The sequence below is a fragment of the Streptomyces sp. NPDC051740 genome, from assembly GCF_044453165.1.
GTDB lineage: Bacteria > Actinomycetota > Actinomycetes > Streptomycetales > Streptomycetaceae > Streptomyces > Streptomyces atrovirens.
The window spans coordinates 110,357-133,918 of the sequence record NZ_JBITCL010000003.1 but is presented as its reverse complement, the minus strand read 5'-3'; the positions used below and the strand labels follow the sequence as shown (position 1 = coordinate 133,918).

At 74.3% G+C, this 23,562-nt stretch carries 16 protein-coding genes and 3 pseudogenes; 7 read left to right on the top strand and 12 right to left on the bottom strand.

Features of this window, described 5'->3' with window-relative positions:
• Positions 1 to 3 precede the first annotated feature (3 nt).
• The 3 genes and pseudogenes from ACIA6T_RS06350 to ACIA6T_RS06340 form a co-directional block, all read left to right on the top strand.
• Positions 4 to 3,531, top strand: coding sequence for a DUF5682 family protein (locus tag ACIA6T_RS06350; RefSeq protein WP_399445401.1), 3,528 nt, complete (start codon positions 4 to 6; stop codon positions 3,529 to 3,531).
• Positions 3,528 to 5,267 carry a hypothetical protein gene (locus ACIA6T_RS06345; RefSeq protein ID WP_399445400.1) on the top strand — a complete coding sequence of 580 codons (1,740 nt, stop codon included), beginning with the start codon at positions 3,528 to 3,530 and terminating at the stop codon, positions 5,265 to 5,267. Before ACIA6T_RS06350 ends, ACIA6T_RS06345 begins: the two co-directional genes overlap by 4 nt.
• Positions 5,268 to 5,361: 94 nt before the next feature.
• Positions 5,362 to 5,764, top strand: a pseudogene (locus ACIA6T_RS06340) (DUF1731 domain-containing protein); the annotation flags it as partial.
• 43 nt (positions 5,765 to 5,807) lie between these two features.
• On the opposite strand, the gene ACIA6T_RS06335 reads toward ACIA6T_RS06340, so the two are convergent.
• From ACIA6T_RS06335 to ACIA6T_RS06315, 5 genes and pseudogenes are all read right to left on the bottom strand, one after another.
• A complete protein-coding gene (locus ACIA6T_RS06335) occupies positions 5,808 to 6,158 on the bottom strand; it encodes an SH3 domain-containing protein (protein WP_399445718.1) in 351 nt (116 codons plus the stop codon).
• A 123-nt stretch (positions 6,159 to 6,281) separates the two neighbouring features.
• Entirely contained in the window at positions 6,282 to 6,791 is a 510-nt protein-coding gene (locus ACIA6T_RS06330) for a hypothetical protein (protein ID WP_399445399.1), read from the bottom strand.
• Positions 6,792 to 6,845: 54 nt separating this feature from the next.
• Positions 6,846 to 7,272: pseudogene (locus tag ACIA6T_RS06325) on the bottom strand (alkene reductase); the annotation flags it as partial.
• Between the two features lie 237 nt (positions 7,273 to 7,509).
• Entirely contained in the window at positions 7,510 to 8,601 is a 1,092-nt protein-coding gene (locus tag ACIA6T_RS06320; protein WP_399445398.1) for a DUF475 domain-containing protein, read from the bottom strand.
• A gap of 139 nt (positions 8,602 to 8,740) precedes the next feature.
• Positions 8,741 to 9,703 carry an NADP-dependent oxidoreductase gene (locus tag ACIA6T_RS06315; RefSeq protein ID WP_399445397.1) on the bottom strand — a complete coding sequence of 321 codons (963 nt, stop codon included), beginning with the start codon at positions 9,701 to 9,703 and terminating at the stop codon, positions 8,741 to 8,743.
• A 126-nt stretch (positions 9,704 to 9,829) separates the two neighbouring features.
• Between ACIA6T_RS06315 and ACIA6T_RS06310 the strand changes: the two genes are divergently transcribed.
• On the top strand, positions 9,830 to 10,810 hold the full coding sequence (locus ACIA6T_RS06310) for a GlxA family transcriptional regulator (protein ID WP_399445396.1): 981 nt from the start codon (positions 9,830 to 9,832) through the stop codon (positions 10,808 to 10,810).
• A 736-nt stretch (positions 10,811 to 11,546) separates the two neighbouring features.
• Complete coding sequence (locus ACIA6T_RS06305) at positions 11,547 to 11,795, top strand: hypothetical protein (protein WP_399445395.1); 249 nt, start codon at positions 11,547 to 11,549, stop codon at positions 11,793 to 11,795.
• A gap of 16 nt (positions 11,796 to 11,811) precedes the next feature.
• On the opposite strand, the gene ACIA6T_RS06300 is transcribed toward ACIA6T_RS06305, so the two are convergent.
• The 3 genes from ACIA6T_RS06300 to ACIA6T_RS06290 form a co-directional block, all read right to left on the bottom strand.
• A complete protein-coding gene (locus ACIA6T_RS06300; protein WP_399445394.1) occupies positions 11,812 to 13,335 on the bottom strand; it encodes an FAD-dependent oxidoreductase in 1,524 nt (507 codons plus the stop codon).
• Between the two features lie 47 nt (positions 13,336 to 13,382).
• The gene (locus ACIA6T_RS06295) at positions 13,383 to 14,270 is read right to left on the bottom strand and encodes a diiron oxygenase (RefSeq protein WP_399445393.1); all 888 of its coding nucleotides are present in this window, start codon (positions 14,268 to 14,270) and stop codon (positions 13,383 to 13,385) included.
• Positions 14,271 to 14,917: 647 nt separating this feature from the next.
• Positions 14,918 to 15,805: a hypothetical protein gene (locus ACIA6T_RS06290; RefSeq protein WP_399445392.1), complete on the bottom strand. Its 888-nt coding sequence runs from the start codon at positions 15,803 to 15,805 to the stop codon at positions 14,918 to 14,920.
• 241 nt (positions 15,806 to 16,046) lie between these two features.
• On the opposite strand from ACIA6T_RS06290, the gene ACIA6T_RS06285 reads away from it, so the two are divergent.
• On the top strand, positions 16,047 to 17,561 hold the full coding sequence (locus tag ACIA6T_RS06285; protein ID WP_399445705.1) for an MFS transporter: 1,515 nt from the start codon (positions 16,047 to 16,049) through the stop codon (positions 17,559 to 17,561).
• A 188-nt stretch (positions 17,562 to 17,749) separates the two neighbouring features.
• On the opposite strand, the gene ACIA6T_RS06280 is transcribed toward ACIA6T_RS06285, so the two are convergent.
• Positions 17,750 to 19,309: a DUF4139 domain-containing protein gene (locus ACIA6T_RS06280; protein ID WP_399445391.1), complete on the bottom strand. Its 1,560-nt coding sequence runs from the start codon at positions 19,307 to 19,309 to the stop codon at positions 17,750 to 17,752.
• A gap of 6 nt (positions 19,310 to 19,315) precedes the next feature.
• Positions 19,316 to 21,361: a DUF4139 domain-containing protein gene (locus ACIA6T_RS06275; protein ID WP_399445390.1), complete on the bottom strand. Its 2,046-nt coding sequence runs from the start codon at positions 21,359 to 21,361 to the stop codon at positions 19,316 to 19,318.
• Positions 21,362 to 21,467: 106 nt separating this feature from the next.
• On the opposite strand from ACIA6T_RS06275, the pseudogene ACIA6T_RS06270 reads away from it, so the two are divergent.
• Positions 21,468 to 22,393: pseudogene (locus ACIA6T_RS06270) on the top strand (ketopantoate reductase family protein).
• Positions 22,394 to 22,404: 11 nt separating this feature from the next.
• On the opposite strand, the gene ACIA6T_RS06265 reads toward ACIA6T_RS06270, so the two are convergent.
• A complete protein-coding gene (locus ACIA6T_RS06265) occupies positions 22,405 to 22,590 on the bottom strand; it encodes a hypothetical protein (RefSeq protein WP_385195996.1) in 186 nt (61 codons plus the stop codon).
• Positions 22,591 to 22,936: 346 nt separating this feature from the next.
• Positions 22,937 to 23,431 (bottom strand): hypothetical protein, encoded by a 495-nt coding sequence (locus ACIA6T_RS06260; protein WP_399445389.1) that lies wholly within the window; start codon positions 23,429 to 23,431, stop codon positions 22,937 to 22,939.
• Positions 23,432 to 23,562 lie beyond the last annotated feature (131 nt).

The window sequence follows — 23,562 nt, the reverse complement described above, 5'->3', positions numbered from 1 at the left end:
GCCGTGTCCCTCTCCCACGGGGCCGCCGCCCCGGGCGGCCCGCCCGTCCCGCCCGACGAGGCACTCGCCGCCCTCACCGGCCCGTCCGCGCCCTACCTCGTCGGCGTACGGCACCACGCGCCCTCCCTGGCCGCCGCGGTGCCCGCGCTGCTGGACGGGGCGAAGCCGGAGGTGCTGCTCGTCGAACTGCCCGCGGAGACGCAGCCATGGCTGCCCTGGCTGGGACACGAGGAGACACGGGCGCCGGTGGCGCTCGCCGCCGCCCCCGGCGAGGGCGGCGACGGCGGACCGGCGTTCTACCCGTTCGCCGACTTCTCGCCCGAACTGGCCGCCGTGCGCTGGGCCGTCCGGCACGGCGTACCGGTGGTCGCCTGCGACCTGCCGCTCGCCGACCGCGCCTGGACCGACGGGCGCCGGGCCCCGGGGACGGGGGCCGGCGCACCCGGTCTCGCCACCGCGCTGCGGACCCGGCTGACGGGCCGCCCCGGGGACGACCTCTGGGACCGGCTCGTCGAGGCGACCGCCCCCGGCTCCCCGCCCGAGGCCCTGCGCCGGGCCGCCCTGCTCACCGGGTGGGCCCTGCGCGAGGACGCCGTCGCCTCGGACGGCGTACCGGAGCTGGACCTGCGGCGCGAACGCTGGATGCGGGCCCGGCTGGCCGAGGCCACCGCGCAGGGCGAGCGGGCCGCCGTGGTGGTCGGCGCCTTCCACGCACCGGCGCTGCTGCGGCCGGACGCGGGGGAGGAGGATGCGGCAACGCCCGCGGACGGACAACGGCCCGTGTGGAAGACCTCGTTGATCCCGTACACCTACGCCCTCCTCGACGAGCGGTCCGGCTACCCGGCGGGCATCCGGGACCCGGAGTGGCAGGACATGGTCCTGCGCGCGGCGGGCGACCCGGCCGCGCTGGAGGAGGCGCTGACCCGGGCGGCCGTACGCGTCTGCGCCGAACTGCGCGGCCTCGGCCACCCCTCGGGACCGGCCGACGCCCGGGAGATCAGCCGGCTCGCCTCGGACCTCGCCCGGCTGCGCGGCCTGCCCGCGGCGGGCCGCGGCGAACTGGTCGAAGCGGTCCAGACGGTGCTCGCGCAGGGCGAGCCGTACGGGCGTGGCCGGGCCGTGGCACGGGCGATGGAGCGCGTGCTCGTCGGCACCCGTACCGGGCGTCCCGCCCCGGGGGCACCGCGCAGCGGACTCGTCCCCGCGGTCGAGGCCGAGCTGGCCCAGCTCGGCCTGCCCGGCCCGGAGACGGACGGCCCCGGCCCCGCGCGGGACCTGCGGCTCGATCCGCTGCGGTCCGACCTCGACCGGCGCCGTGAACTGCTGCTGCGCCGGCTGACGGTGTGCGGCGTGCCCTACGGGGAGGTCAAGGAGGTCGTCGGCGCGGGCGGCGCCGAGGCCCTCACCTCCCGCTGGGAGGTGCGCTGGACCCCCGCCACGGCGGCCGTGCTGACCGCGGCCGGCGTACGCGGAGTCACCCCCGCGCAGGCCGCCGAAGGAGCCCTGCGTGAACGGCGCCGCCAGGAACGCGACGAGGACGGGCCGACCGCCGCACAGGCCCTCGAAGGGCTCGAACGGGCGGCGGAGTGCGGTCTGACCGGGCTCGCGGACGAACGGCTCGACGACATCGCCGACGTCCTGCCCCGGGCCGGCACCCTGCCGGAACTCCTCGCCGGGCTGGCCCTGCTCGACCGGCTGCGGGCCGGCCATGTCCCCGGGCTCCCCGCCGAGCCGGACCGCGAGACCCGGGCCGCCGCCGTCGCGGAACCGCTCACGACGGCGGCGGTACGGCAGGTCGACGGACTGACCGGGTCCGAGGACCCCGCCGACGCCCGCGCCCTGCTCGAACTCTCCCACCGCGCCGACCTGCTGGGCGGCATCCGGCTCACCGACGCCCTGGACCGCCTGTCCGCCGACGGCTCCCCGCTGATGCGCGGCGCCGCCGGGGCCGTACGCGTGCTGCTCGGACACGAGGACGCCCGCACCTTCGGCGACCGCGTGGCCTCCTGGGTCGACGGGGCCACCGACCCCGGCTCCCGCGCCGCCCTCACCGCCCGGCTCGGCGGACTGCTGACCGCCGCCGGCCCCCTGCTGGAGACGGCGGCCCCCGCGCTGGATCCCCTGCTCACCCGGGTGACCGAGCTGCCCGACCGGGCGTTCCTCGACCGGCTCCCCGCACTGCGCGGCGGCTTCGACACCCTGAGCCCCGCGGCCCGCGACCGCCTCCTCGCCACCGTCGAGGAACGCCTCGGCACCGCGCACGTCGCCGACACGGACGACGTCGAACCGGCCGCCCTCGCCACCTGGACCGCAGCGGACTTCGCGGCCCGCGAGACCCTGCGAGCGCTCGGCCTGCTGCCCCCACCGGGCGCTCCGGCGGAGGGAGTGCCGGAGCGCGGTGCCCCGGAGGCCGCCGAGGAGCATGCCCTCGCCCCCGCCGACCGCTGGCGCCTCCTCCTCGGCCGCCGCGCCGACCGGCTGCCGCCGTCCGCGTCACCGCTCGCCACCGCGCTGGACGAGCTGTACGGCAGCGGACGCGGCGAAGGCAGCCGGTCGGACCTCGCGGGCCCGGGAACCGGCGGGGGACGTCAGGCGCCGTACCCCGGAGTGCGGGAGTGGTCCGAGGAGCTGGCCGCGCTGTTCGGCCCCGGCATCCGGGAGGAAGTGCTGGCGACCGCCGCCGCCTCGGGCCGCAGGGACGTCCTCGCCGAGCTGGACGCGGACAGCGTGCGACCCTCGGTGGACCTCCTGCGCACCGTCCTGCGGCACGCGGGCGGACTGCCCGAGGCCCGGCTGGCCGCACTGCGTCCGCTCGTACGGCGGCTGGTCGACGCGCTGACCCGGCAGCTCGCCACCCGCCTGCGCCCCGCCCTGCACGGCACCGCCCTGCCCCGCCCCAGCAGACGGCCCGGCGGCGGACTGGACCTGCCCCGCACCCTGCGGGCCAACCTGGCGACCGCGCGCCGCGCCCCGGACGGCACGGTCCGCGTGATCCCCGAGCACCCGGTGTTCCGTACCCGGGCACGCCGGGCCGCCGACTGGCGGCTCATCCTGGTCACGGACGTGTCGGGGTCCATGGAGGCGTCCACGGTGTGGGCCGCGCTGACCGCCTCCGTGCTGGCGGGGGTGCCGACCCTCTCCACCCACTTCCTGGCGTTCTCCACGGAGGTCATCGACCTCACCGGACACGTGGACGACCCGCTGTCGCTGCTGCTGGAGGTCAGCGTGGGCGGCGGCACCCACATCGCCGCGGGACTGCGGCACGCGCGCGAGCTCGTCACCGTACCGTCGCGCACCCTCGTCGTGGTCGTCAGCGACTTCGAGGAGGGCTACCCGCTGGGCGGTCTGCTCGCCGAGGTCCGCGCACTGGTCGGAGCCGGCTGCCACGTCCTGGGCTGCGCGAGCCTCGACGACACGGGCCGGCCCCGCTACTCCACGGGAGTCGCCGGCCGGCTCGTCGAGGCCGGCATGCCCGTCGCCGCCCTCAGCCCGCTCGAACTCGCCCGCTGGGTAGGGGAGAAGATCGCATGAGCCCGGACCTGCCTCCGGTCGTCCCGTCCGTCACCGCCGAACTCGTCGCGGCACTCTCGCCCCGGCTCCGCAAACGGCTGGACGCGGGCGTGACCAAGCTCCTGGCGCGCCCGGCCGTCCGGGAGGGCGACACCGTGCGGATCGCCGTCGACGACGAGACCGACGTCGTCCTGCGGGCGCCCGGCGGGACGGTGACCGGCGCGGACGCCATCCACTGCGGATGCCTGCTGGCCCCCGACTGCCTGCACCGCGCGGCGGCGGCCTCGGCCGCACCGGTCGCCGAGGAGGCCCCGGCCCCAGCCGAGGCCACGGAGACGCGGGACGGGACGGAGGCGGCGCCGACGGAGCCCGACGCCGCCACCCCCGAACAACGCGCCGCCGCACGGGCGGTGTTCGACGCGGCCGCAGCCGTCCTGGAGGCCGGCACCGACGGCGCCGGCGCCGTGCTCCAGGCGGAACTCCTGCACGCCGCGCACACCGCCCGCCTCGCCGGCCTCCCACGGGCCTCGGCCGCGGCGGTCTCCGTGGTGACCGGGGTGCGCGCGGCCCGCTCCGCCGACCCCGGACACCGCCTCACCGACCTCGCCGGCACGCTGGCCGGAGTCCTGGACGTCACCCACCGCCTCCCGCACGCCACCGGCCCGGACCTGACCGAACTGCGCGGCACGGTCCGGCAGCCGTACCGCCCGGACGGCTCCCTGCGGCTGTACGGGCTCTTCTCCGAGCCCGTCCTCACCGCGACCGGATACGCGGGCGCGGTCACCTGGACCGCCGACGCCGACGGACGCCTGTACACGGTCTCGGACGTGGCACCGGGCGGGCCCGCCCGGGCGACCGGCGCCGCCGACCGGGCCGTACGGATCGGTGACACCGCCCTGACCCACCGGGAACTGTCGCGCGCGGGGCTCGCCGTGTCCGGGGCCACCGTCTCCCCGACGGGCCGTCTCGGCGCGGGGGCGGGGGTGCGGGCGGTCCGCGCCTCCGGCGCCGACTGGCGCGCCGAGCCGCTGGACCGGCTGTGGGCGGCACCCGCCGCCGAGCAGGTGGCCCGGGCGCTGAACGGCGGACAGGACCTGCTGTTCCTGGAGGTGACCCTCGAGGGCACGGTGCGGGAGACGACGGGCGACTGCCTGCTGGCCGACTGCGGTGGCCTGCCCCTGCGGCTGGCCACCGCCCACGACGATCCCGCACTCCCTCACCGCGACAACCTCCGCCTGCTCGCCGCCGCCGGGGGCAGCCGGCTGCGGATCGTCGCGCGCCTGGCACCGGGGCCGTATCCCCGTGCCCTGCTGCTCGCCACCGAGCACCCCGCCGGTCCCGGTGCCCGGGTGGACCTCGGTCTGGACCGCCTCCAGCACGCGGACCTGCCCACCGGCGCGGTCGCGCCACCCGCGCGGGCCGTGCCCACCGGGGACGAGGCCCCGCTGCACCTGCTGCGCCGCCGCGTCCACCAGGCGGTGCAGGGAGGCCGCCGTGTCCTCGCCCTCGCCGGGAACCGGTCGGGCGACGGCACCCGGCTGCGCCGTCTCGGCCTCGCCACGGCGGGCGACCTCCTCGACGACCTCCACACCGCCGCCGCGGACCGCTCCCGCGACACCTTCGGCCGCCTGCTCCCGGCCGACACCGGCCACTTCGCCCGGGCCTGGCTCGCCGCCGCCGTCTACACCGACGCGGTCGAACGGGCACTGTGCGCGGCAGCCTGGGGAGCCACCGCGAACGAGGTGCGCGGTGCGTAGGCCGACCGCCACGATCCAGGCGGTCGGCCACGAGGGCGTCGAGCGGTCCACGCCGTCCCCGTACGAAGGCGGCCGACGAGGAGAGACCGGCCGGGTCGGCCGCGTCCTGTCGCGGATGGCCCGCCTCGGGCTCGGCGGCCCGGTCGCGGGCGGCGCCCAGTACGTGTCGTGGGTCCACGACCATGACTTCGTCCGCGCGGTCGAGTTCCTGGCCGACCGGGACGACCTCGCCGGCCCGGTGAACCCGGCCGCCCCCCGATCCCCTGCCGCACCGGGCGTTCATGCGCGCCCCGCGCACCGCGTGGCGCATGCCGGTGGGTCCGCCCGTGACGCGGTGGACGGCGGAAGCGGGCGCCTTCGTCCTGCGCCCGGACACGGAACTGCTGCTCAAGAGCCGACGGGTCGTCCCCGGCCGGCTGCTCGAGGCGGACTTCACCTTCGCGCACCCGACGTGGCCGGAGGCCGCCCACGACCTGGTGGGCGCCGGCGCGGCGGGCGGCGGGGCACGAGCGGGACGTCACGCACCGGACGCCGGGCGGATCAACAGGGGGTCTTGGAACCGTAGTCGGCGAGGTGACCGTCCCAGACCCAGCCGTACCGGCCGCCCCCCACGTAGCCGTACGTCCACGTGTTTCCGTCCTCGTTGTACACGTAGCACCAGTAGGTCATCGGCTCGCCGGGATCAAGGTGCCAGATGGCGGTGCAACCGGCGTGGGGTCCCTTGCGGACAGGACTGTCGTCGTCGAGGGCGTAGCCGTCGGTGGGGGTGTAGCCGGAGCTGGGGACGGAGTGACTCGTACAGGACTGGACGGCGGAGGTGGTGGCGGTCGCCGGGGATGCGAGGGCGGTGACCACCAGCAGGAGTGTGCCGGTGACGGCGATTCGTCTCATGGGTGTCCCCTTCTCGGTGCGCCGTTGCCGTGACGCGGAGCAGCGTAAGGAGGGAATCGCGCATTCGGTACACCCTCGGCGGAAGACCGTATCCGCTAGGAGTACGGCCCACCGGATGCGCCGTCAGGCGGCTTGGTGGACGACGAGCTTGAACTCCGCCAGGACGATGTCCCGCGCCACGCTGTCGTCATGGGTGGCGCGCACGGCGAGCGGGACGGCCGGGTCGACGAAGACGCCCCACTGCTTCGTCCAGCACTGCATGCCGGGACTGGGCGGCCGGTGCTCCGTCCCCGTGGTGTCGTTGGGTGCCGGGGTGAGTCCGAGTGGATCCCGGACGAACTGGTCCCGCAGTTCGTCGTAGTCACCGGCCTCCCACTGGATCATCGCGTACAGGACGCCCCAGCCGGCCGTGCTGGGCCATATCAGCCCGGACCGGTCGTCCGAGTCCCAGTCCGTGACCACGTACCCGTCCGGCTGGTTCACCTGATGCATGGAGAACCGGTCGGTGGACTCCGCGGACCCGAACGGGAACCGTACGACCGTGTAGGGGCTGTTGGCCGGGACCGACTGCGGAGTGTCCCGCTTCAGGGAACACACCTGCACTCCGGGTGAATCCGTCGCGTCGATGGACATGGTCCGAATCTGCCCGTTCCGGGGCGGTTCGATGCGGCCCCGGCCGTCCGGGTGTCAGGCCGTGTGGGCGTAGGCCGGGTACGTCAGGTGACCCGCGTCGCCTCCCTGGTAGTAGGTGGCCTCGTCGGCCGGGGCGGCCGGGAGGCCGGTGCGCAGCCGCCCGACCGGATCGGGGCCGGCGATGAAGACGCGGCCGAAGCCGATGAGGCCGGCGCCCGGCCCGAGCCGGTGGCCGTCCCCGTCCCGCCCGGTCCGCTTCGGGCCCATCGGGACCACGGGGTTCCTCACGAGGGCCCCCGGCCAGGCCCGGCGCGGACCGGCCGGCACCTCTTCGCCGACGGCGGCCTCGATGCGGACGCGGGCCACCTCCAGCCGGGCCGACCCGGCCGGCAGCGCGGCGTGGAGCCCGGGGACGTCGGCCCCCTCCACGCTCCGGAACGGTCCCGCCCGGGGAGGGACGGACACCGGTCCTCGCCGCACCGGAACGGGGTGCGGCCGGTGGTGGCCGTCTCCTGCCGTGCGGTCATGCGCGTCGTTCCCACCAAGGGCCCCGGCACGAGCTACGACATCGCGGTGCACCGGGAGACCGGGGCGGCGCTCGTGACGGCGGGCGGGATCCCCCGGTGGTCGACCGGATCGTGTCCCGGTTCGACGAGTACGCCGACCGCCGGCGCACACCGCCGGCCGGCGGTTCGCCGACGCTGACGTGGTGAGGAGCTCACCGGCGTGCGGCGCGGTTGTGGCGGACGGAGGAGTAGAACGACGCGCTGATGAGCGTGACGCCGATGAGGCCGGTGACGATGTCGTTGATCTGGTACTGGATGCTGACGAGAAGGATGAGGGCGAGCGCACCGATCGCGTAGTGGGCGCCGTGTTCGAGGTAGACGTAGTCGTCGAGGGTGCCCTGGCGGACCAGGTAGACGGTCAGGGACCGCACGTACATGGCGCCGATGCCCAGGCCGAGCGCCATCAGCACGATGTCGTTGGTGATGGCGAACGCGCCGATGACGCCGTCGAAGGAGAAGGACGCGTCCAGGACCTCCAGGTAGAGGAAGGTGAAGAAGGCGGCCCTGCCCGCCAGGGCGACCGCCGGCGGCCCCGCCCCGGCGTCCTCGGACCGCTGCCCGGCGTGCTCCCCGGCCTCCTCGGCGGCCAGCCTGCTCTCGAAGAAGTCGGAGAGCCCGCGCACGATCAGGTAGGTGATCAGTCCCGCGATGCCCGAGACGAGAACCGTCTGGGCCTTGTCGGCGTGATCGCCGCCGTGCTGGTGGGCGTGGGCGGCGAACGTCATGGCGGTGACGAGGAGGACCCCGAGGGCGACGCAGACCGACAGCATGTCGATCCGGCCGAGCCTCGCCAACAGCCGTTCGACCGGGCCGAGCCACTTGATCTCGCGGTCCTCCAGGACGAAGTCGAGGAAGATCATCAACAGGAACATCCCGCCGAACGCGGCGATCGACGGGTGCGCGTCGGTGACGAGTTCCTGATAACGGTCCTTGTCGGTGAGCGCGAGGTGGACGGCCTCGGTCGGCGCGAGCCGCGCGCTCACGGCGACGACGACGATGGGGAAGAGCAGCCGCATGCCGAAGACGGCGATCAGGATGCCGATGGTGAGGAAGATCTTCTGCCAGAAGGCGTTGAGCTTCTTGAGGATGCCGGCGTTGATCACCGCGTTGTCGAAGGAGAGCGACACCTCCAGAACGGCGAGGATGGCGACCAGCCCCAGGGCCGTCCAGCCGTCGTAGAGCACCCCGGCGACCAGGCCGAGGCCCGTGACGGCGAAGGCCCAGCGGAACGTCTTCAGCAGCACGCGGCATTCCCCACTCTCTCGTCGCGCTCGTCGCCGGACGACGGGCCCCGTTCCAGTGCCCCTCTCAGGGATGTCTACTACGCCGGTGCCGCGGAAGGGTGACCGACACCGCGCCGACGGCCCGTCGACCGCACGCGGGTCACCGCGTGACGTCCAGTACGAGCTTGCCGCGGGTGCGGTCGGTCTCGCCCCGGCGGTGTGCCTCGGCGGCCTGCTCCAGGGGGAACACGTGCTCGACCTCCACCCGGAGGTCGCCCGCGTCGACCAGACCGGCGACGGTGGTCAGGGCCGCGCCGTCCGGCTCGACCAGGAGCGGGCTGGTGCGCACCCCGGCCTGCCCGGCCGCGGCGGCGAGCGCAGGGGAGACGCCACCCGGGACGGAGACGACCAGGCCACCGGGCCGGGTCACCGCCACCGACCGCACGTCGGTGGCGTCCAGGCCACCGACCAGGTCGATGACGACATCGATCCCGCCCGCCACGTCCTCGAACCGCTGCCTCGTGTAGTCGACCGTCTCGTCCGCGCCCAGCTCCTTGAGCCAGGCGTGCCGGGACTCACGGGCGGTCGCGACCACTTCGGCGCCCAGATGCCCGGCCATCTGCACCGCCAGATGCCCGACACCGCCGGCCGCGGCGTGCACCAGTACCCGCTGACCGGCCCGGACACCCGCGGTGTCGACCAGCGCGTGCCACGCGGTGAGCGCCGCGAGGGGCAGGGCGGCGGCCTCGGCGTGTCCGATCGAGGCGGGCTTGCGCGCGAACTGGCGCGACGGCGCCGTCACGTACTCGGCGTAACCGCCGGCCGGGCGCGGGAACCAGGGCATCGCGTACACCTCGTCACCGGGCGCGAGCGTGGTGACGCCGAAACCGACCTCCTCGACGACTCCGGAGACGTCCCAGCCGAGGACCAGCGGCAGCGTCTGCAGTCCCGCCATGCCCTGTCCCGCGCGGGTCTTCCAGTCCACCGGGTTGATCCCGGCGGCGTGCACCCGCACCAGCACCTCGGTCGGCAGCGGTTCGGGACGCGCGACCCGCCCGACGGTCAGCACCTCCGGCCCGCCGAACTCGCCGATGGTGACGGCACGCATGGTGCGCTCGCTCATGCTCTCCTCGTTTCCTGTCCGTTCCGCGTGTGCGAAGACCGGGCCGGGCCCGGTGGTCACCAGCTTCGTCCCGTACCCCCGGACGGGGTGAGTGGCCGGAGGGCCACCTGTCGTACCATTCCGGCCATGGTGCATCGCATTGCCGTTCTCGCTCTCGAAGGCGTCCTCGCCATGGACCTCGGGATCGCCTCGCGCGTGTTCGACGCGGCGTGCGATCCGTCCGGTGCGCCGCTGTACTCCGTGACGACCTGCTCGCTCGGCGGCCGGCCTGTCCGTACCCACGAGGGCTTCCGGATCGTCGTCGACGACGACGAGTCCCTCCTGGAGCGCGTGGACACCGTGGTGATCGCCACCCAGGAGCCCGAGAGGCATCTCCTCGCCACCGGCGAACTGCCCGCGGAGGTCGCCGGGGCGTTCGCCCGGATCGGTCCGCACACCCGTGTCGTCAGCCTGTGCACCTCGGCGTTCCTGCTCGCGGCAGCCGGACTGCTGGACGGTCTGCGGGCCACCACCCACTGGGTGCTCTGCGACGCGTTCGCCCGGCGCTTCCCCCGGGTCGAGGTCGACCCGGACGTCCTGTTCGTCGACAACGGACGCATCCTGACCTCGGCGGGCGGCGCCGCCGGCATCGACGTGTGCCTGCACCTGATCCGCCGGGACCACGGAGCGGCGGTGGCCGGCGCGGCGGCGCGCAGGTGCGTGGTCGCGCCGTGGCGCGAGGGCGGGCAGGCGCAGTTCATCGAGCACCCGGTGCCGAAGGACGCCGACCGTTCCACCTCGGCCACCCGGCAGTGGGCCCTGAACCGGCTGGCCGAACCCCTCACGTTGGAGGACCTGGCCCGGCACGCGCACATGAGCGTACGCACCTTCACCCGGCGGTTCCGCAACGAGGTGGGCACCAGCCCCCTCCAGTGGCTGCTGCAGTGCCGGCTGGACCAGGCGCGCCGACTGCTGGAGTCCACCGATCTGACCGTCGCGCGCGTGGCCACGGCGAGCGGCTTCGGCGACGCCGTCGCCCTGCGCAAACACTTCTACGGCCATCTCGGTCTGTCCCCGCTGGCCTACCGCCGTGCCCACAACGCCCCGGACCTGACAGCGACGGGGTGAACGCCGCCGAGTGACACCCGGGACGTCTGCGGTATGACCGGTTACCGGCTCGGGTGAACCCCCGAACCGGATGCGTCTGCCCGCGGCAACGCCTGGGGAGGTCCGCGAGCAGCCGCCCGACCGCCCTGTTCGGACGACCCGTCGCGTCGCCCCCCCCGGCCACCCCGGCCGCCGTACTCGGCTCGGTCGTTCTCGCCGTCCTGCCGGCCACCGCCCCCACCGCCGCAGTACTGCCCGGCCGTGTCCGCTTCTGGCCCGGAGACCCGGCCGGACGGACGAGACCGACTCCATCCCGCACTCCGACTGCCAGGCGGGGTGAACACCGGCCGGGGGCTGCTCGCCGGCGTCTGTCTGCTGACCGCCCTGACCGGCTGTACGGCTTCCGGGCGGCCCGCCGTCGCGCTGAGTCCCGGCGACACGGTCAAGGAGGTCCGACGCCTCCTCATCGAGGACTGTCCGACCGGACAGGGGCTCACCCCACCGCGTCCCGGCCGGCCGCCGGCGAGCCCGTCGGAGGGCCGGCGCGGGTCCGCGCCCGCTGCTGCGACCCGCGGGCGCGCACTCACCCGCGCCCGCGCACTGCTCGGCAACGAAGTACGAAAGGGAACCGCACCGCATCCCTCGTCGCCGCCCTGTCCCTCGTCGCCGCCCTGTCCCTCGCCACCGGCGTGACGCTCGCGACGGCCCCGGAGGCTGCTTCCGCGCCTGGGCGGACGCCGGTTTCAAGGGCTTCGGCGTGCGGTGGAAGGGAGACGACGAATGGCGGGAGGGCGGCATCACCGACCAGGACTCCTCCTGGGCCGACCACGGCATCCCGGGTGCGGGCGCCGAGGACCACGTGCGGGTGTTCGAGGACGTCGTCCAACGGCCGTCCACCGGCGGGGACATGACGATCTGCCTCGCCCCCGGCCAGGAGGTGGACTTCAACGGCGCCGCCGACGACCGCGCCGACGCCCACGTGTGGGACGAGGACCGCGTGGAGTGACCGTGCCGTGCGGGAGTCAGCGGCGCCGACGGCGTACGAGGCGGCGGAACGCCTTCGGCCCGCCGGCCGGTGCGGGCAGGGTGCCCGCCACCGCGTCGGCCAGCAGGGAGCCGACGGTCTCGGCCGCGCAGGCGCGGTTGGCGCCGATGCCTCCCGACGGCCCGCGTTTGATCCAGCCGACGACGTACGTCCCGGGCCTGCCGGTCACCCGGCCGCCCTGGTGCGGCACGGTCCCGGTGGCCTCGTCGAACGGCAGCCCCGCCTGGGCCACCCCGCGGTAGCCGACCGCCCGCAGGACCAGGCCGGCCGGGATCTCCAGCTCGGCGGTGCCGCCGGTGACCCGCACGGCACGGGTGTCCTCGCCCCCGCACACCGCGACAGGGGAGGAGAGGAAGCGGAACACGATACGCCGCCGTCCCGCCGTACCCGGCGGCAGGGACCAGTCGACGGCCTCCCGGGGCACCCCCCGCAGCACCGCCGCCTTGTCCCCCGGACCGGCGGCGTCGATCGCCGCGCCGATGCGCGGATCGTGGTCGTCGACGAGCAGATCCACCCCGGGAAGGTGCTTCAGGGCGAGCGACTCGGGTCTGGTGTACGCCGCGTGCTCCGGCCCGCGGCGTCCGAGCAGCACCACCTCGCGCACCTTGCCGCGGCGCAGTTCCGCCAGCGCGTGGCCGGCGATCCCGGTGCCGGCCAGCGTCTCCGGATCGGAGACGAGGATCCGCGCGACGTCGAGGGCGACGTTGCCGTTGCCGACCACGACGACCCGCTCGGACGACAGGCCGACAGCGTCCGCGGCGACCTCCGGATGGGCGTTGTACCAGGCGACGAAGGTGGTCGCGGAGACGCTGCCCGGCCGGTCCTCGCCCGGAATGCCCAGCCGCCGGTCCGTGGCGGCGCCCACCGCGTAGATCACCGCGTCGTGGTGGGCGGCGAGTTCCTCCGCGGTGACGTGGGTGCCCACGTCGAGGTCCAGGTAGGTCCGTGCGCGCGGATGGGTGAGGAAGCGGGCGAAGGTCTCGCCCACCTTCTTGGTGGCCGGGTGGTCGGGTGCCACGCCGTACCGGACCAGCCCGCCGGCGACCGGAAGCCGGTCGACGAGCGTCACCTCGGCCCGGGTGTGCAGCAGCAGGTCCTTGGCGGCGTACATGCCGGCCGGGCCGGTGCCGACGATCGCGACCCGCAGTGGCCCGAAGTCCGAGGGCAGCACCCGGTCGAAGGACGGCTCGCCCCAGGCGTGGAAGTTCGGGCCCGAACGCGCCGGTGGCTCCGTCCCCTCGGGGAGGTCCTGCTCGAAGTAGGCCGCGTTGATCCGCGCGTACTCCCGCTGCCCGCCGGTCAGCCGGTCGAGCGGGAGGACGGCGTCCACCGGGCAGGCGTCGGCGCAGGCACCGCAGTCGATGCAGCTCTTCGGGTCGATGTGCAGCATCTCCGTGCTGCCGAAGGCCCGTTCCTCGGGCGTGGGGTGAATGCAGTTGACCGGGCAGACGGACACACAGGTGGCGTCGTTGCAGCAGGTCTGGGTGATCGCGAAGGCCATGGTCGTCCACTCCGCTGAAGGCCGGGGCAGGTGCAGGGTGCGGGTCGTCAGATGAGGTGGGCGCGCTTGTAGAAGTGGAGCGCGGGCCCGGTGAGCAGTCCCACCGAGGCCAGGAACTCCATCAGGCCCGAACAGCTCGCCCGCATCATCGACTTGTGGTGCTCGTTGGCCTTCGCCTCGCGCAGGGCGCGGGCCTCGTCCAGGCCGGCGTTCGCGTAGACCTTACGGTTCACCATGCTGGTGACGATGACGTAGGCCGCGACGGCGATCAGCAGGGCGTGGATCCGGCGGCGCAGCCGTCCGGCACGCGCGAGGTGCCTGCGTGTCTCGTCGCGGGCGAACTTCATGTGCCGGGACTCCTCGACGACATGGATGTTGTTGATGGTGCGGACGAAGGGCACGACCCGCTCGTCGCGCATCCAGTCGCGCTGCATGACGTCGAGGACCTCCTCGGCGACCAGGATCGCCGCGTACGCGGCCTCACCGAAGGCGACGGTCTTGAAGAACCGGCCGAGTTCGAGCGCGACCCGGTGCGGCCGGTAGGCCGGTGCCCGGAGCTTCTTCGCCCCGCGGGCGAACATGATCGAGTGCCGGCACTCGTCGGCTATCTCGGTGAGCGCCCACTGGACGGTGTCGTCCGTCGGGTCCTTGGCGTAGATGTCCCGCAGCACCATCTGCTGCAGGATCATCTCGAACCAGATGCCGGTGCTGGCGACGGACGCCGCCTCCTGACGCGTCAGCTCCTTGCGCTGCGCGTCGGTCATCTCGTCCCAGTACGCCGTCCCGTAGAGCGTGCTCCACTCCGGACTGGCGCCGTGGAAGTCGGTGTCGAGCGGCGTGTCCCAGTCGACCTCGGTGAGCGGGTCGTAGGAGAGCTGCGCGGACGAGTCCAGCAGCCGCCGGGCCGCGCCGTCGTCGGAGGTCCTGTTCCCCATGCCGAGGGCTCCTCGCATCGAGTCCGATCAGTATTACCGCGGGTAACCATCCCGCCTTGCTGACGAACTGTATAGCAAGAGGAGTCGTGTTCCTACCCCCAAGTAGCAAAGGGCCGCCGCCCGAACACCGGCTCCGGGTCGGGTGCGGCGGGACCGGGCCACGAGGGCCGTGCCACCGGCGACGGCCAGGACCGCCACGCCGCCGAGGGCCGCGGCCCCCTTGCTCGCGCCGGTCGCGGCGAGGGCGGGACGAGAGCCGCGCGCCGCCCGCAGGCTCCGGATGACCTCGTCCCGGCCCGGGTCGTCCGCCCAGGCGCCGTGCACCGGCACGACGGCCGGCCTGGTGCCCGCGCGGGACCCGGCACTCCCGCCGCTCCAGGACGCCGGGGACGGGCCGGCGGCCATCAGGGCCGCGGCGGGGACGAGGACGGCCAGGGCAGCGGCGGGGACGAGGACGGCCAGGGCAGCGACCGCCGGGCGGAGACGTGCCGTATGAACCTCATGACAGCTCTCTCTTCGAGGGGAACGACTGCTGTCATGACACCGCGTGCGGCCGAGTGGCCCAGCACCGTCGGGCGATCCGGGCGAGTGCACAGGCCGCCCCCCACGGTCTCTCCGCACGCCCGGTCACCTCTCCGGTCCCGCGGTCACTCGATTCCGCTGGGAGTGGGCGTCGGTGTGCGGCCGGCGAGGACTTCCTGAAGCCGCGGCGTGCCCTGCTCGACGGCGGCCGAGGTGGCGTTGTGGTCGGCACCGTCGAGTCCGCCGTTGGTGACCGTGATCGCGTTCGCGCCGATCTGGACGACGGCCACGTCCATGGTGAGGGTCACGGGCTCACCCCCACTGTCGCCCTTCACCGTCACGGTCAGTCCCTGCCGTGCGTCGCCCTCCTCGGGCAGGGACATCTCGACGACCTGGACGGTGCGGTCACCGCTGTCACCGCCGCTCACAGTGAACTGGTCGCAGGTGTCGGGAAGCGACCGCAGCCACTTCATCGACTCGTCGAGGCCGGACTTCTGGTACGCGGCGACCTGGTAGAGCAGCCGGGAGTCACCCTCCTGGAACCCGTTGAGCGCCGACGCCCCGGACGGGCGGCCCAGCAGGGTCTCGTCGTACAGCGAGTCGACCAGCTGCTGGCAGTCCGAGGCGTCGCTCTTCCCCTGGAGGAACGCGGCCACGTCGACCTGTCCGACGAGCAGGGAGTCCCGCCACTCCTGCGGCTTCTCGACCTGTGTCCAGTTGTCCTCGAGGTCCGCCTCGGTGATCAGCGCGTTCCGCGCTCCGGTCTCGGTGAGCTCCGAGGCGGGCGACGACGCCGGCGACGAGGTCGGTGACGACTGCGTGGACGTCGGCGTGGACGTGGGTGACTCGGTCTGCGCCGCGAGGGCCCGCTCCGCGGCCGCGCCGGCGGTCTCCGACCCGGCCGACGCGTTGTTGTCCGTGCCGGAACAGGCCGCCGTGGTGAGCAGGGTCCCGGTGGCCAGTACGGCGGCCAGGACACGGGACGAGCAGACGATCGGGCGAGGGGTGGTCACGAGTGCCTCCTGAGGATGGGACGAGCGCCCCGGTGCCGGCCTGCCCCGGGCGCTTTCCGCCCTTGTCCTCCCACCGCATCACCGGTCCGCCCGCGCGACCAGCGCAGCGGAGGCACACGGGTGAGAACCGGTCCGCCTTCACACCCGCGTATCCCGGGGATCACCGGGAAGAAGCGACTCCGAGCGCGCTTCCCGGCGTCGTCCCGACGACGCTGGTACGTTCCGTTTGCTACGGCATGACCTGGAAAGGAACCCGGCCACGTCCCCCACCGACAGCGAGCCCACGCCCCCTTCCGCGGCGGTCAGGCGCCACCCCACCCTGTTCCGCGCCGTCCGCCGCCGGCGGAACCCGCCACTGCGCCGGTCGGACATCACGGTGACGGACGAACGGGCGGTCAGGCGAGCGGTGAAGGCCGCCTCGCTCGGCAACGCCATGGAGTGGTTCGACTTCGGCGTCTACGCGTATCTGGCCGGCACCATCGGCCGCGTCTTCTTCCCCTCCGGGAGCGACACCGCGCAGCTGCTGTCGTCCTTCGCCACCTTCGCCGTCGCCTTCCTGGTGCGCCCGCTCGGCGGCATGGTCTTCGGGCCGATGGGCGACAAGGTCGGCCGTAAGAAGGTCCTCGCGCTGACGATGATCCTGATGGCGATCGGCACCGCCGCCATCGGCACGCTGCCGACGTACGCGGCCGTCGGCTTCTGGTCACCGCTGCTGCTGATCCTCTTCCGGCTGCTGCAGGGATTCTCCACCGGCGGTGAGTACGGCGGTGCCTCCACCTTCATCGCGGAGTACGCCCCGGACAAGCGGCGCGGCTACTTCGGCAGCTTCCTCGAACTGGGCACGCTGGCCGGGTACACCGGCGCGGCGGGCCTGGTCACGGTCCTCACCGCCTGGCTCGGCTCCGACACGATGGACGCCTGGGGCTGGCGCATCCCGTTCCTGGTCGCCGGGCCGCTGGGCATCGTCGGCATCTACCTGCGGCTGAAGCTGGACGACACACCCGCGTACCTGAAGCTGGAGCAGGGCAACGTCCACATCACCGAGGGCGCGAACGCGGCGGAGACCACCGCCCACGGCGGCCTCGCCAGGATCTTCCGGCAGCACTGGCCGACGCTGGTGCTGTGCATCGCGCTGGTCGGCGCGTACAACGTCACCGACTACATGCTGCTGTCGTACATGCCGACGTACCTGTCGGACGAGCTGCACTACAGCGAGACCCACGGTCTGCTGATCCTGGTGGCCACCATGGTGCTGCTGATGCTGATCATCAACCAGGTGGGCCGGCTGAACGACCGGTTCGGCCGCAAGCCGTTGCTGATGACCGGCATGCTCGGCTTCTTCGTCCTGTCCACCCCGGCGTTCCTGCTGGTGCGGCAGGGCAGTCTGCTCGCCGTCTCGGCCGGCATGCTGATGCTCGGCCTGTCACTGGTCTGCCTGCTGGGCACCATGTCGGCGGCGCTGCCGGCCATGTTCCCGACGCCGGTGCGCTACGGCTCCCTGTCGGTCGGCTACAACCTGTCGGCGTCCCTGTTCGGCGGCACGACACCGCTGGTCATCACGGCCCTCATCGGTGCGACCGGCTCGGACATGATGCCGGCGTACTACTCGATGGCCGCCGCCCTGGTCGGTGTCATCGCGGTGGCCTGCATGAAGGAGACGGCCCAGCAGCCGCTCGAGGGCTCGCCGCCCTCGGTGCAGACGGAACAGGAGGCGGTGGAGCTGGTGCGGTCACAGGCACCGGCACCGAAGTTCTGACGGCCCGGTGAGCCCGGCGGTTCCGCCGGGCTCACCGGGCAGACGCAGCCGAACGCACGCCCGAGGATGTCGCCTGTCCGCGCTCGCCCGGCCGCCCCGCTCCCGTGTCCGGCCCGGCGGCCCCGGAATCCACTTCGTGCACGGCCGGCGACGGGCCGAGGACGTGACAACGGTGCCTCCTCATGGGGTCACAGGCCGGTGACCTTGCTGCTCGCCGAGACCTCGTAGACAAGGGTGACGGTGCGCCGGCCGCCCGGGGCCAGCGGGATGTTCCAGCGGACGATGCCGTCCGCGTCGACCGCGTCGGGCGCGGGGGAGCAGTCGTCCCGACGCAGGCGTACCTCCACCGCCGAGACCTCGGAGACCGGGACGCGCTCCCGCACGACGACCGTCCTGTCGTCGTGCTCGCCGGGGGCGGAGAACCTGGAGAGGTGCAGGCGGACGGTCCGGGTGAGGACGGTCCGCTGGGTGATCCCGGCGGTCTCGCGGGTCTCCTCGGTGTACCGCAGCACCCGGTGGTCGTCCCGGCTGCCGAAGGCGAGCTCGACAGGAGCGCCGGGGGCGGTGAAGTCCAGGGTGCCGCGTCCGCTGAACCCACTGCCGCGGATCAGGTCGACCGGCCCGGCGAGCAGGGCGTGGCCGGACCGGTTGTCGCACCGCACCACCTGGCTGACCAGGGGCGACAGCTCGGGCGAACTGGTGTACTCACTTCTCGCGGGCGAGGTGAAGGAGGAGAGCGGCACCCGGTGGGCGCGGCCGTCCGCCGGCACGGAGACCGGCGCGGGGGAGTGGAGCACGCGCACCTCCCCGCCGTCGTCCACACCCGGCAGTCCGAGCACGGGGACGGGACCGAGGTCCGCGACCGCCTCCTCGCGCAGGTCGACGTGGACGGTGCGGCGCTCCGCGGCGGAACGCTCCTGGAGCGTCAGCCGGTCCTCGCCGAGCCGGGGCGGTTCCGCGGCCCCCGCGGAACGGGCCGTCGACAGGGTCAGCCGTATGTCCGACCAGTCCTCGCCGGTGCGCTGCCAGACGATCGCGTCCGTGTCCAGGGTGAGGGAATCCCCGTCGAGCACGGCCCGGTAGGCGGGCCGCCACACCGCGCACGGCGTGAGATGGCTCAGCCGCAGCCCGGCCTGCCCGGCGGCCGGGGCACGCACGGTCAGCTCGATGTGACCGACCAACTCGGCGGGCTCCGTCTCGGAGAGGTCCAAGACCCGCCGGGTCTCGGACAGTTCGGCGGTGACAGCGGACAACTCGGCCTCCACCGAGCGCAGCCGCTCGCCGTGGGAGTCGCGTTCACCGTCCACCCGGTCCAGCTCCCGGGCCCAGCGGTCCCTTTCCGCCTCTCCGTAGCCGGCGCCCTCACCGATCTCCCGCAGCAGATCGGTGGCGAGACGGCCGAGCAGATCGAGGCGGGTACGCAGCCGGTCACGCCGCTGCTCCAGGGCCGTCCGCTTCTCCTCCAGGGCCGTCACGTGCCGGCGCGGCGCGGAGTCGTCGTCGGCGGGCCCCGGCCCGCGCGGCGTCCAGCTACGGACGATCCGCGCGTCGAGCACGGTCGCCGGGTGGCCGGCGGTCAGTTCGGCATGGAGGGTACGGTCGACGGCCAGCGCGCTGACCGGTCCGAGACGCAGTCGCTGCGTGCCGGCCCTCAGATCGAGCACGGTCGCACGCTCGACGTGAGCGCGGTCCTCCGTACAGGTGACGGCGGTGACGGGGAGGGGGATGAGCTCCGATGACGTAGACATGCTGGGTCAGCTCCTGCGGTTGCCGCCGGTAAGGGCCTTGCCGGCCGGGATCCGGATCTCGTAGCCGCCGTCGAGAGCGGTGGTGCCGCCGGCGGGCAGTTCGATCCGCCACAGGCGTGTGCCCGGCGCGTGGCGCTCCGGGCCGGTGCCGCCCTCGGGCGCCGTCCAGTCGGCTCGTTCCTCGATCCGGATGTCCGCGTCGGAGGTGACGGGAACGCGCTCGCGCACCTCCACGGAGACGGGTACCGGAAGCCGGTTGGCCAGCTCCACGTGGACGCGGTGGTCGAGCACCGTGACGTTGTTGCGCAGCCCCGCGGTCGACTCGTGCAGATTCACCCGGCGGGTGACCCCGATGGCCTCGGCCGGTCCGAGCCCCACCCGGGACACACCGCCCGGGGCGAGCGTGGGCAGCGCGGCGGTCAGCAGGAACTCCTCGTTCACGGTGACCTCCACCGGGCCCGCCAGCAGGGCCTGATCGGTGGCGTTGGAGAGCACCAGCGTCGTGTACACGGTCTGCTCCACGGACGGAACGCAGATGTACTCGGTGCGCAGGCCGACCGGGATCTCGCCGACGGTGACGGTGTGCCAGGTGCCGTCCGAGGGAATGTCGGCGGGGGCGGCGGCATCGAACCGGTGGTCGAAGGAACCCGCCGACTCGCGGGGCCGCACGGCGTGTCCGGGAAGGGGCAGCGCGCCCACCGTCTCGGCGCGGCGGCGGTACTCGGCGGTCACCGGGTCGAAGCCGGAGCCGGAGCCGGGGAACAGCCTGCCCCGGCGGCCGCCCGGCTCGTCCGGGCCGCACAGGACGAGCGCGGAGTAGTCGAGTTCGGCGCCGTCCGGCTGCGGCGGACCGGCCACGGGCACCGGCGGCGCGGACGCCGCGAGGGCCGAGGACGCGGCGGGCGGCGGCGGAGCCGCCCCGAAGGCCGCGGGAGCGGCCGGGGCGGCGCCGGGCGCGGCGGGCCGCGCGGCGGTACGCGGCCCGCCGCCCGGCCGGGCCCGGGCCGGCGCCACGGCGCCGCCGAAGGCCGCCGGGGAGGCGCCTTCCGGGAGCGGGACGGGCGGCGGTGGGGGAACGGGAGCAGCCGCGGCACCGGCCACAGCCCCGGGCGCGGCCCTCGTGCCGGGGCGGGGACCCGCCGTGTCGTAACCGGCGAAGAGATCGGTCAGCCCCGCCGGGTGCTCACGCCAGCCCGAAGGCGCGGGGGCGGACTGACCGCGTCCGACGCGGACCGAGCGGAGCCGGGGCAGGTCGGTGCGACGGCGCAGATCGGCGGTGGCCAGGGCGATGCGCACACCGGTCCAGTCCTCACCCGTGCGCTGGGCGACCGAGGCCCGCAGCACCAGGGACCCGTCGTCCTCGCCCTCCCGGCGGGTGAGCCGGTAGGCGGGCACCCAGGCGGCGCCGGGTACCCCGTACTCCACCTCCAGCTCCACCTCCGCGCCGTCCGCGCCGTCCAGCGTCAGGACCGCGCACATCGAGCCGGCCACCGGTGCCGAGGGCGCGTCGGTGGAGGCACGGGAGAGCCTGTCCACGGCGACCGTGAGCTCGTGCTCGACCCGGCGCAGCTCCTCCTCCAGCTCACGGAGCCTGCCGTGCAGTCCGGTCAGGCGCTCGTCGACGAACTCGGAGAGCTCCAGCCACGCGTCGACCGGGGTACGGCGATGCGGGTCGTCCCGCCTGCGGGCCGGCGGCACCGGACGGAGCGCCCCGACCTCCTCGATCAGACCCAGCTGCCGGTCCCGGCGGTCCCGCGCCGCCGCCCAGTCGTCGCGCAGCCGCTCCTCTTCGCGCCGCAACTCGTCGGACGCTTCCGTGCCGAGGAGTTCGGCCTCCACCTCCACCCGGGCCCCGGTGACGCGCACCCCGGACGCTCCGGCGACGCGGGCCCGCAACGAGCCCGGGTCCAGCGAGCGGGGCAGTCCCGCCACCCGCACGCGTCCGCCCTCCGGCACCGTGCCCCGGGCCAGGCGGCGGCAGAGCGCGCCCTGCGCGTACACCACCACCGAATCGAGAGCCGATGCCCACCTCGGGACCGTTCCAGCCGTCATGTGATCCCCCACCCAGCCGTTTCCGTGCCGAGGGCAGCCTACGCGGTGACCGGCCCGGGGCCGATCGCCATCATCCTCGGAACAGTTGACGAGGAGGCGGTCACCCATGCGTGTCGCGGTTGTCGGAGCCGGTGGAGTCGGTGGCTGCTTCGGAGCGCGGCTGGCCGCGGCGGGCCACGAGGTCACGTTCGTGGCCCGGGGCCGTCATCTGGAGGCCGTACGCCGCTCGGGGCTGCTGGTCCGCAGCCCGCTGGGGACGTGCGCACCTCGCCCGGCCCGGCCGTCGACAGCGTCGCCCGACTCGGTCCCACGGACCTGGTGGTCGTCGCCGTGAAACTCTGGGACACCGAGGACATCGCCGTGCAACTGGCCTCCTCGAAGGCGGGGGACGCCCCCGTGCTCTCGCTGCAGAACGGGGTGCACAAGGACGACATCCTCCGCCGTCACCTGCCCGCGGACTCCGTCCTGGGCGGAACGTGTTTCATCTCGTCCTTCATCGAGGAACCCGGCGTCGTCAGGCACAACAGCGCCCTGCAGAGAATGGTCCTCGGCGCCCGCCACCCGAGTCAGACGTCCGTCGTACGGCGGTTTCTGACCGCCTGCCGTGAGGCGGGCATCGACGCGGAGACCAGTGCGGAGATCGACAGGGTGATCTGGGAGAAGTTCGTCTTCCTCGTCGGACTGTCGGCCACCACGACCACCATCCGCCGGCCCATCGGTGTCGTCCGTTCCCACGAGCGTTCCCGGGCACTGCTGCGCGAGATCATGGAGGAGACCGTGGCGCTCGCGCAGGCCTCGGGTGTCGCGCTGGACGACATGTTCGCCGAGCGCCAACTGGCCTTCTGCGACACGCTGCCCGCGGACATGACGTCCTCCATGCACAACGACCTGGAGAACGGCAACCGTCTCGAGCTGCCCTGGCTCAGCGGGGGAGTGGCCGACCTCGCGGCCCGGCTCGGCGTCCCCGTACCGCGCAACCGGACGGTGGCCGACATCCTGTCCCCGTACGTGCTCGGAGCACCGACGGGATGACGGCAGCCGCCTCACCAGACCAGGCACCAGTACGTGCCGTGGTGCCCGATACCGATACGGCTGTTCCGCGGAACCAGGCCGGGGTCCGGCTGGCCCACGGCCGCCATCGAGCAGGCGGGGTCACCGACCGCGCCGGCGTCCGCCATGCGGTGGGCGGCGGCCGTCGCGGCCGGGGAGGTGTACCACGTGGTGGTCACCCGTTTGCCGCCACCGGCCGTGGGCGTCGGCCCGGGTGACATGACGGTCGGCGTCGATACGTGCTTCGAGGGCGCCGGCCGCGTCGTCGGTGTCCGGGTCGGCGCCGGGCGGGCGGGCGATGCCGGGTGCTTCGGCGTTGCGGACTTCGGCGGGGGTTCGGGTGTGGCGTGCTCTGACGGGGGTTTGGGCGTCGCGGACTTCGTCGGAGGCTTGGGCACGGTGGGCTTCGCCGGGGGTTCGGGCATGGCGTGCTTCGACGGGGATCCGGGTGTCGCGGACTTCCTCGGAGGCTTGGGCGTGACGGACTCTGCCGAAGGTTCGGGTGTTGTAGGCCGCTGCGGGGGTTCAGGTGTCGCGGACCGTGGCGAGGACGCGGGCGTCGGGGAGCCGGGTGAGGGCCGGGACGCCGCGGACCGCGTCGGTGGTGGTGGTGTTGTCGGTCCCGCCTCCGGAGTGCGCAGAGCCGACGCGCCGGTTGCGGTCCGGTCGGGCACCGGCCGGCGGCTGGGCGGCGCCGGCCGGGTCGTGGGCCTCTGACCCGGCGGCGCCGGCTCGGTCGTCCGCAGCGCCGGCGGTAACGGCTGGCCGGTCGGCCGCTGTGCCGGCGGCGCCGGCCGGGTCGTCGGCCGCCGGCTCGGCGGGGCCGGCCGGGTCGGCTGACCGGGCCGGGACGCCGTCGGCCCGGGTGACGGCGTGGACGTCGGCGTCCCCCGGGCCGTGCCCGACGGCTCCGTCGTGAACGTCCAGGACGGCAACGGGTTCAGCGTCGGAAGGGACAGGTCGTTCGAGGCCGAGGGCGTGGGACCGGGCGTGCCGCCGTCCTGCGCCACCAGCGCCCATACCCCGATGCCACCGAGGACGAGCACAGCGGCGCCGCCTGCGATCCACGGGGCACGCCGGGGCGGGCGTCGGTGACGGTTCATGGTCTTACTGTCCTATGCGACCTGGCGGGGCGCCTGTCACATCGTCCG

What these genes read in the sequence shown, in the direction of transcription:
- ACIA6T_RS06345 (WP_399445400.1), top strand. Translation starts at nt 3,528, where the DNA reads ATGAGCCCGGACCTGCCTCCGGTCGTCCCGTCCGTCACCGCCGAACTC.
- ACIA6T_RS06335 (WP_399445718.1), bottom strand. Translation starts at nt 6,158, where the DNA reads ATGAGACGAATCGCCGTCACCGGCACACTCCTGCTGGTGGTCACCGCC.
- ACIA6T_RS06330 (WP_399445399.1), bottom strand. Translation starts at nt 6,791, where the DNA reads ATGTCCATCGACGCGACGGATTCACCCGGAGTGCAGGTGTGTTCCCTG.
- ACIA6T_RS06315 (WP_399445397.1), bottom strand. Translation starts at nt 9,703, where the DNA reads ATGAGCGAGCGCACCATGCGTGCCGTCACCATCGGCGAGTTCGGCGGG.
- ACIA6T_RS06310 (WP_399445396.1), top strand. Translation starts at nt 9,830, where the DNA reads ATGGTGCATCGCATTGCCGTTCTCGCTCTCGAAGGCGTCCTCGCCATG.
- ACIA6T_RS06300 (WP_399445394.1), bottom strand. Translation starts at nt 13,335, where the DNA reads ATGGCCTTCGCGATCACCCAGACCTGCTGCAACGACGCCACCTGTGTG.
- ACIA6T_RS06295 (WP_399445393.1), bottom strand. Translation starts at nt 14,270, where the DNA reads ATGGGGAACAGGACCTCCGACGACGGCGCGGCCCGGCGGCTGCTGGAC.
- ACIA6T_RS06280 (WP_399445391.1), bottom strand. Translation starts at nt 19,309, where the DNA reads ATGTCTACGTCATCGGAGCTCATCCCCCTCCCCGTCACCGCCGTCACC.
- ACIA6T_RS06275 (WP_399445390.1), bottom strand. Translation starts at nt 21,361, where the DNA reads ATGACGGCTGGAACGGTCCCGAGGTGGGCATCGGCTCTCGATTCGGTG.
- ACIA6T_RS06260 (WP_399445389.1), bottom strand. Translation starts at nt 23,431, where the DNA reads ATGGGCGCTGGTGGCGCAGGACGGCGGCACGCCCGGTCCCACGCCCTC.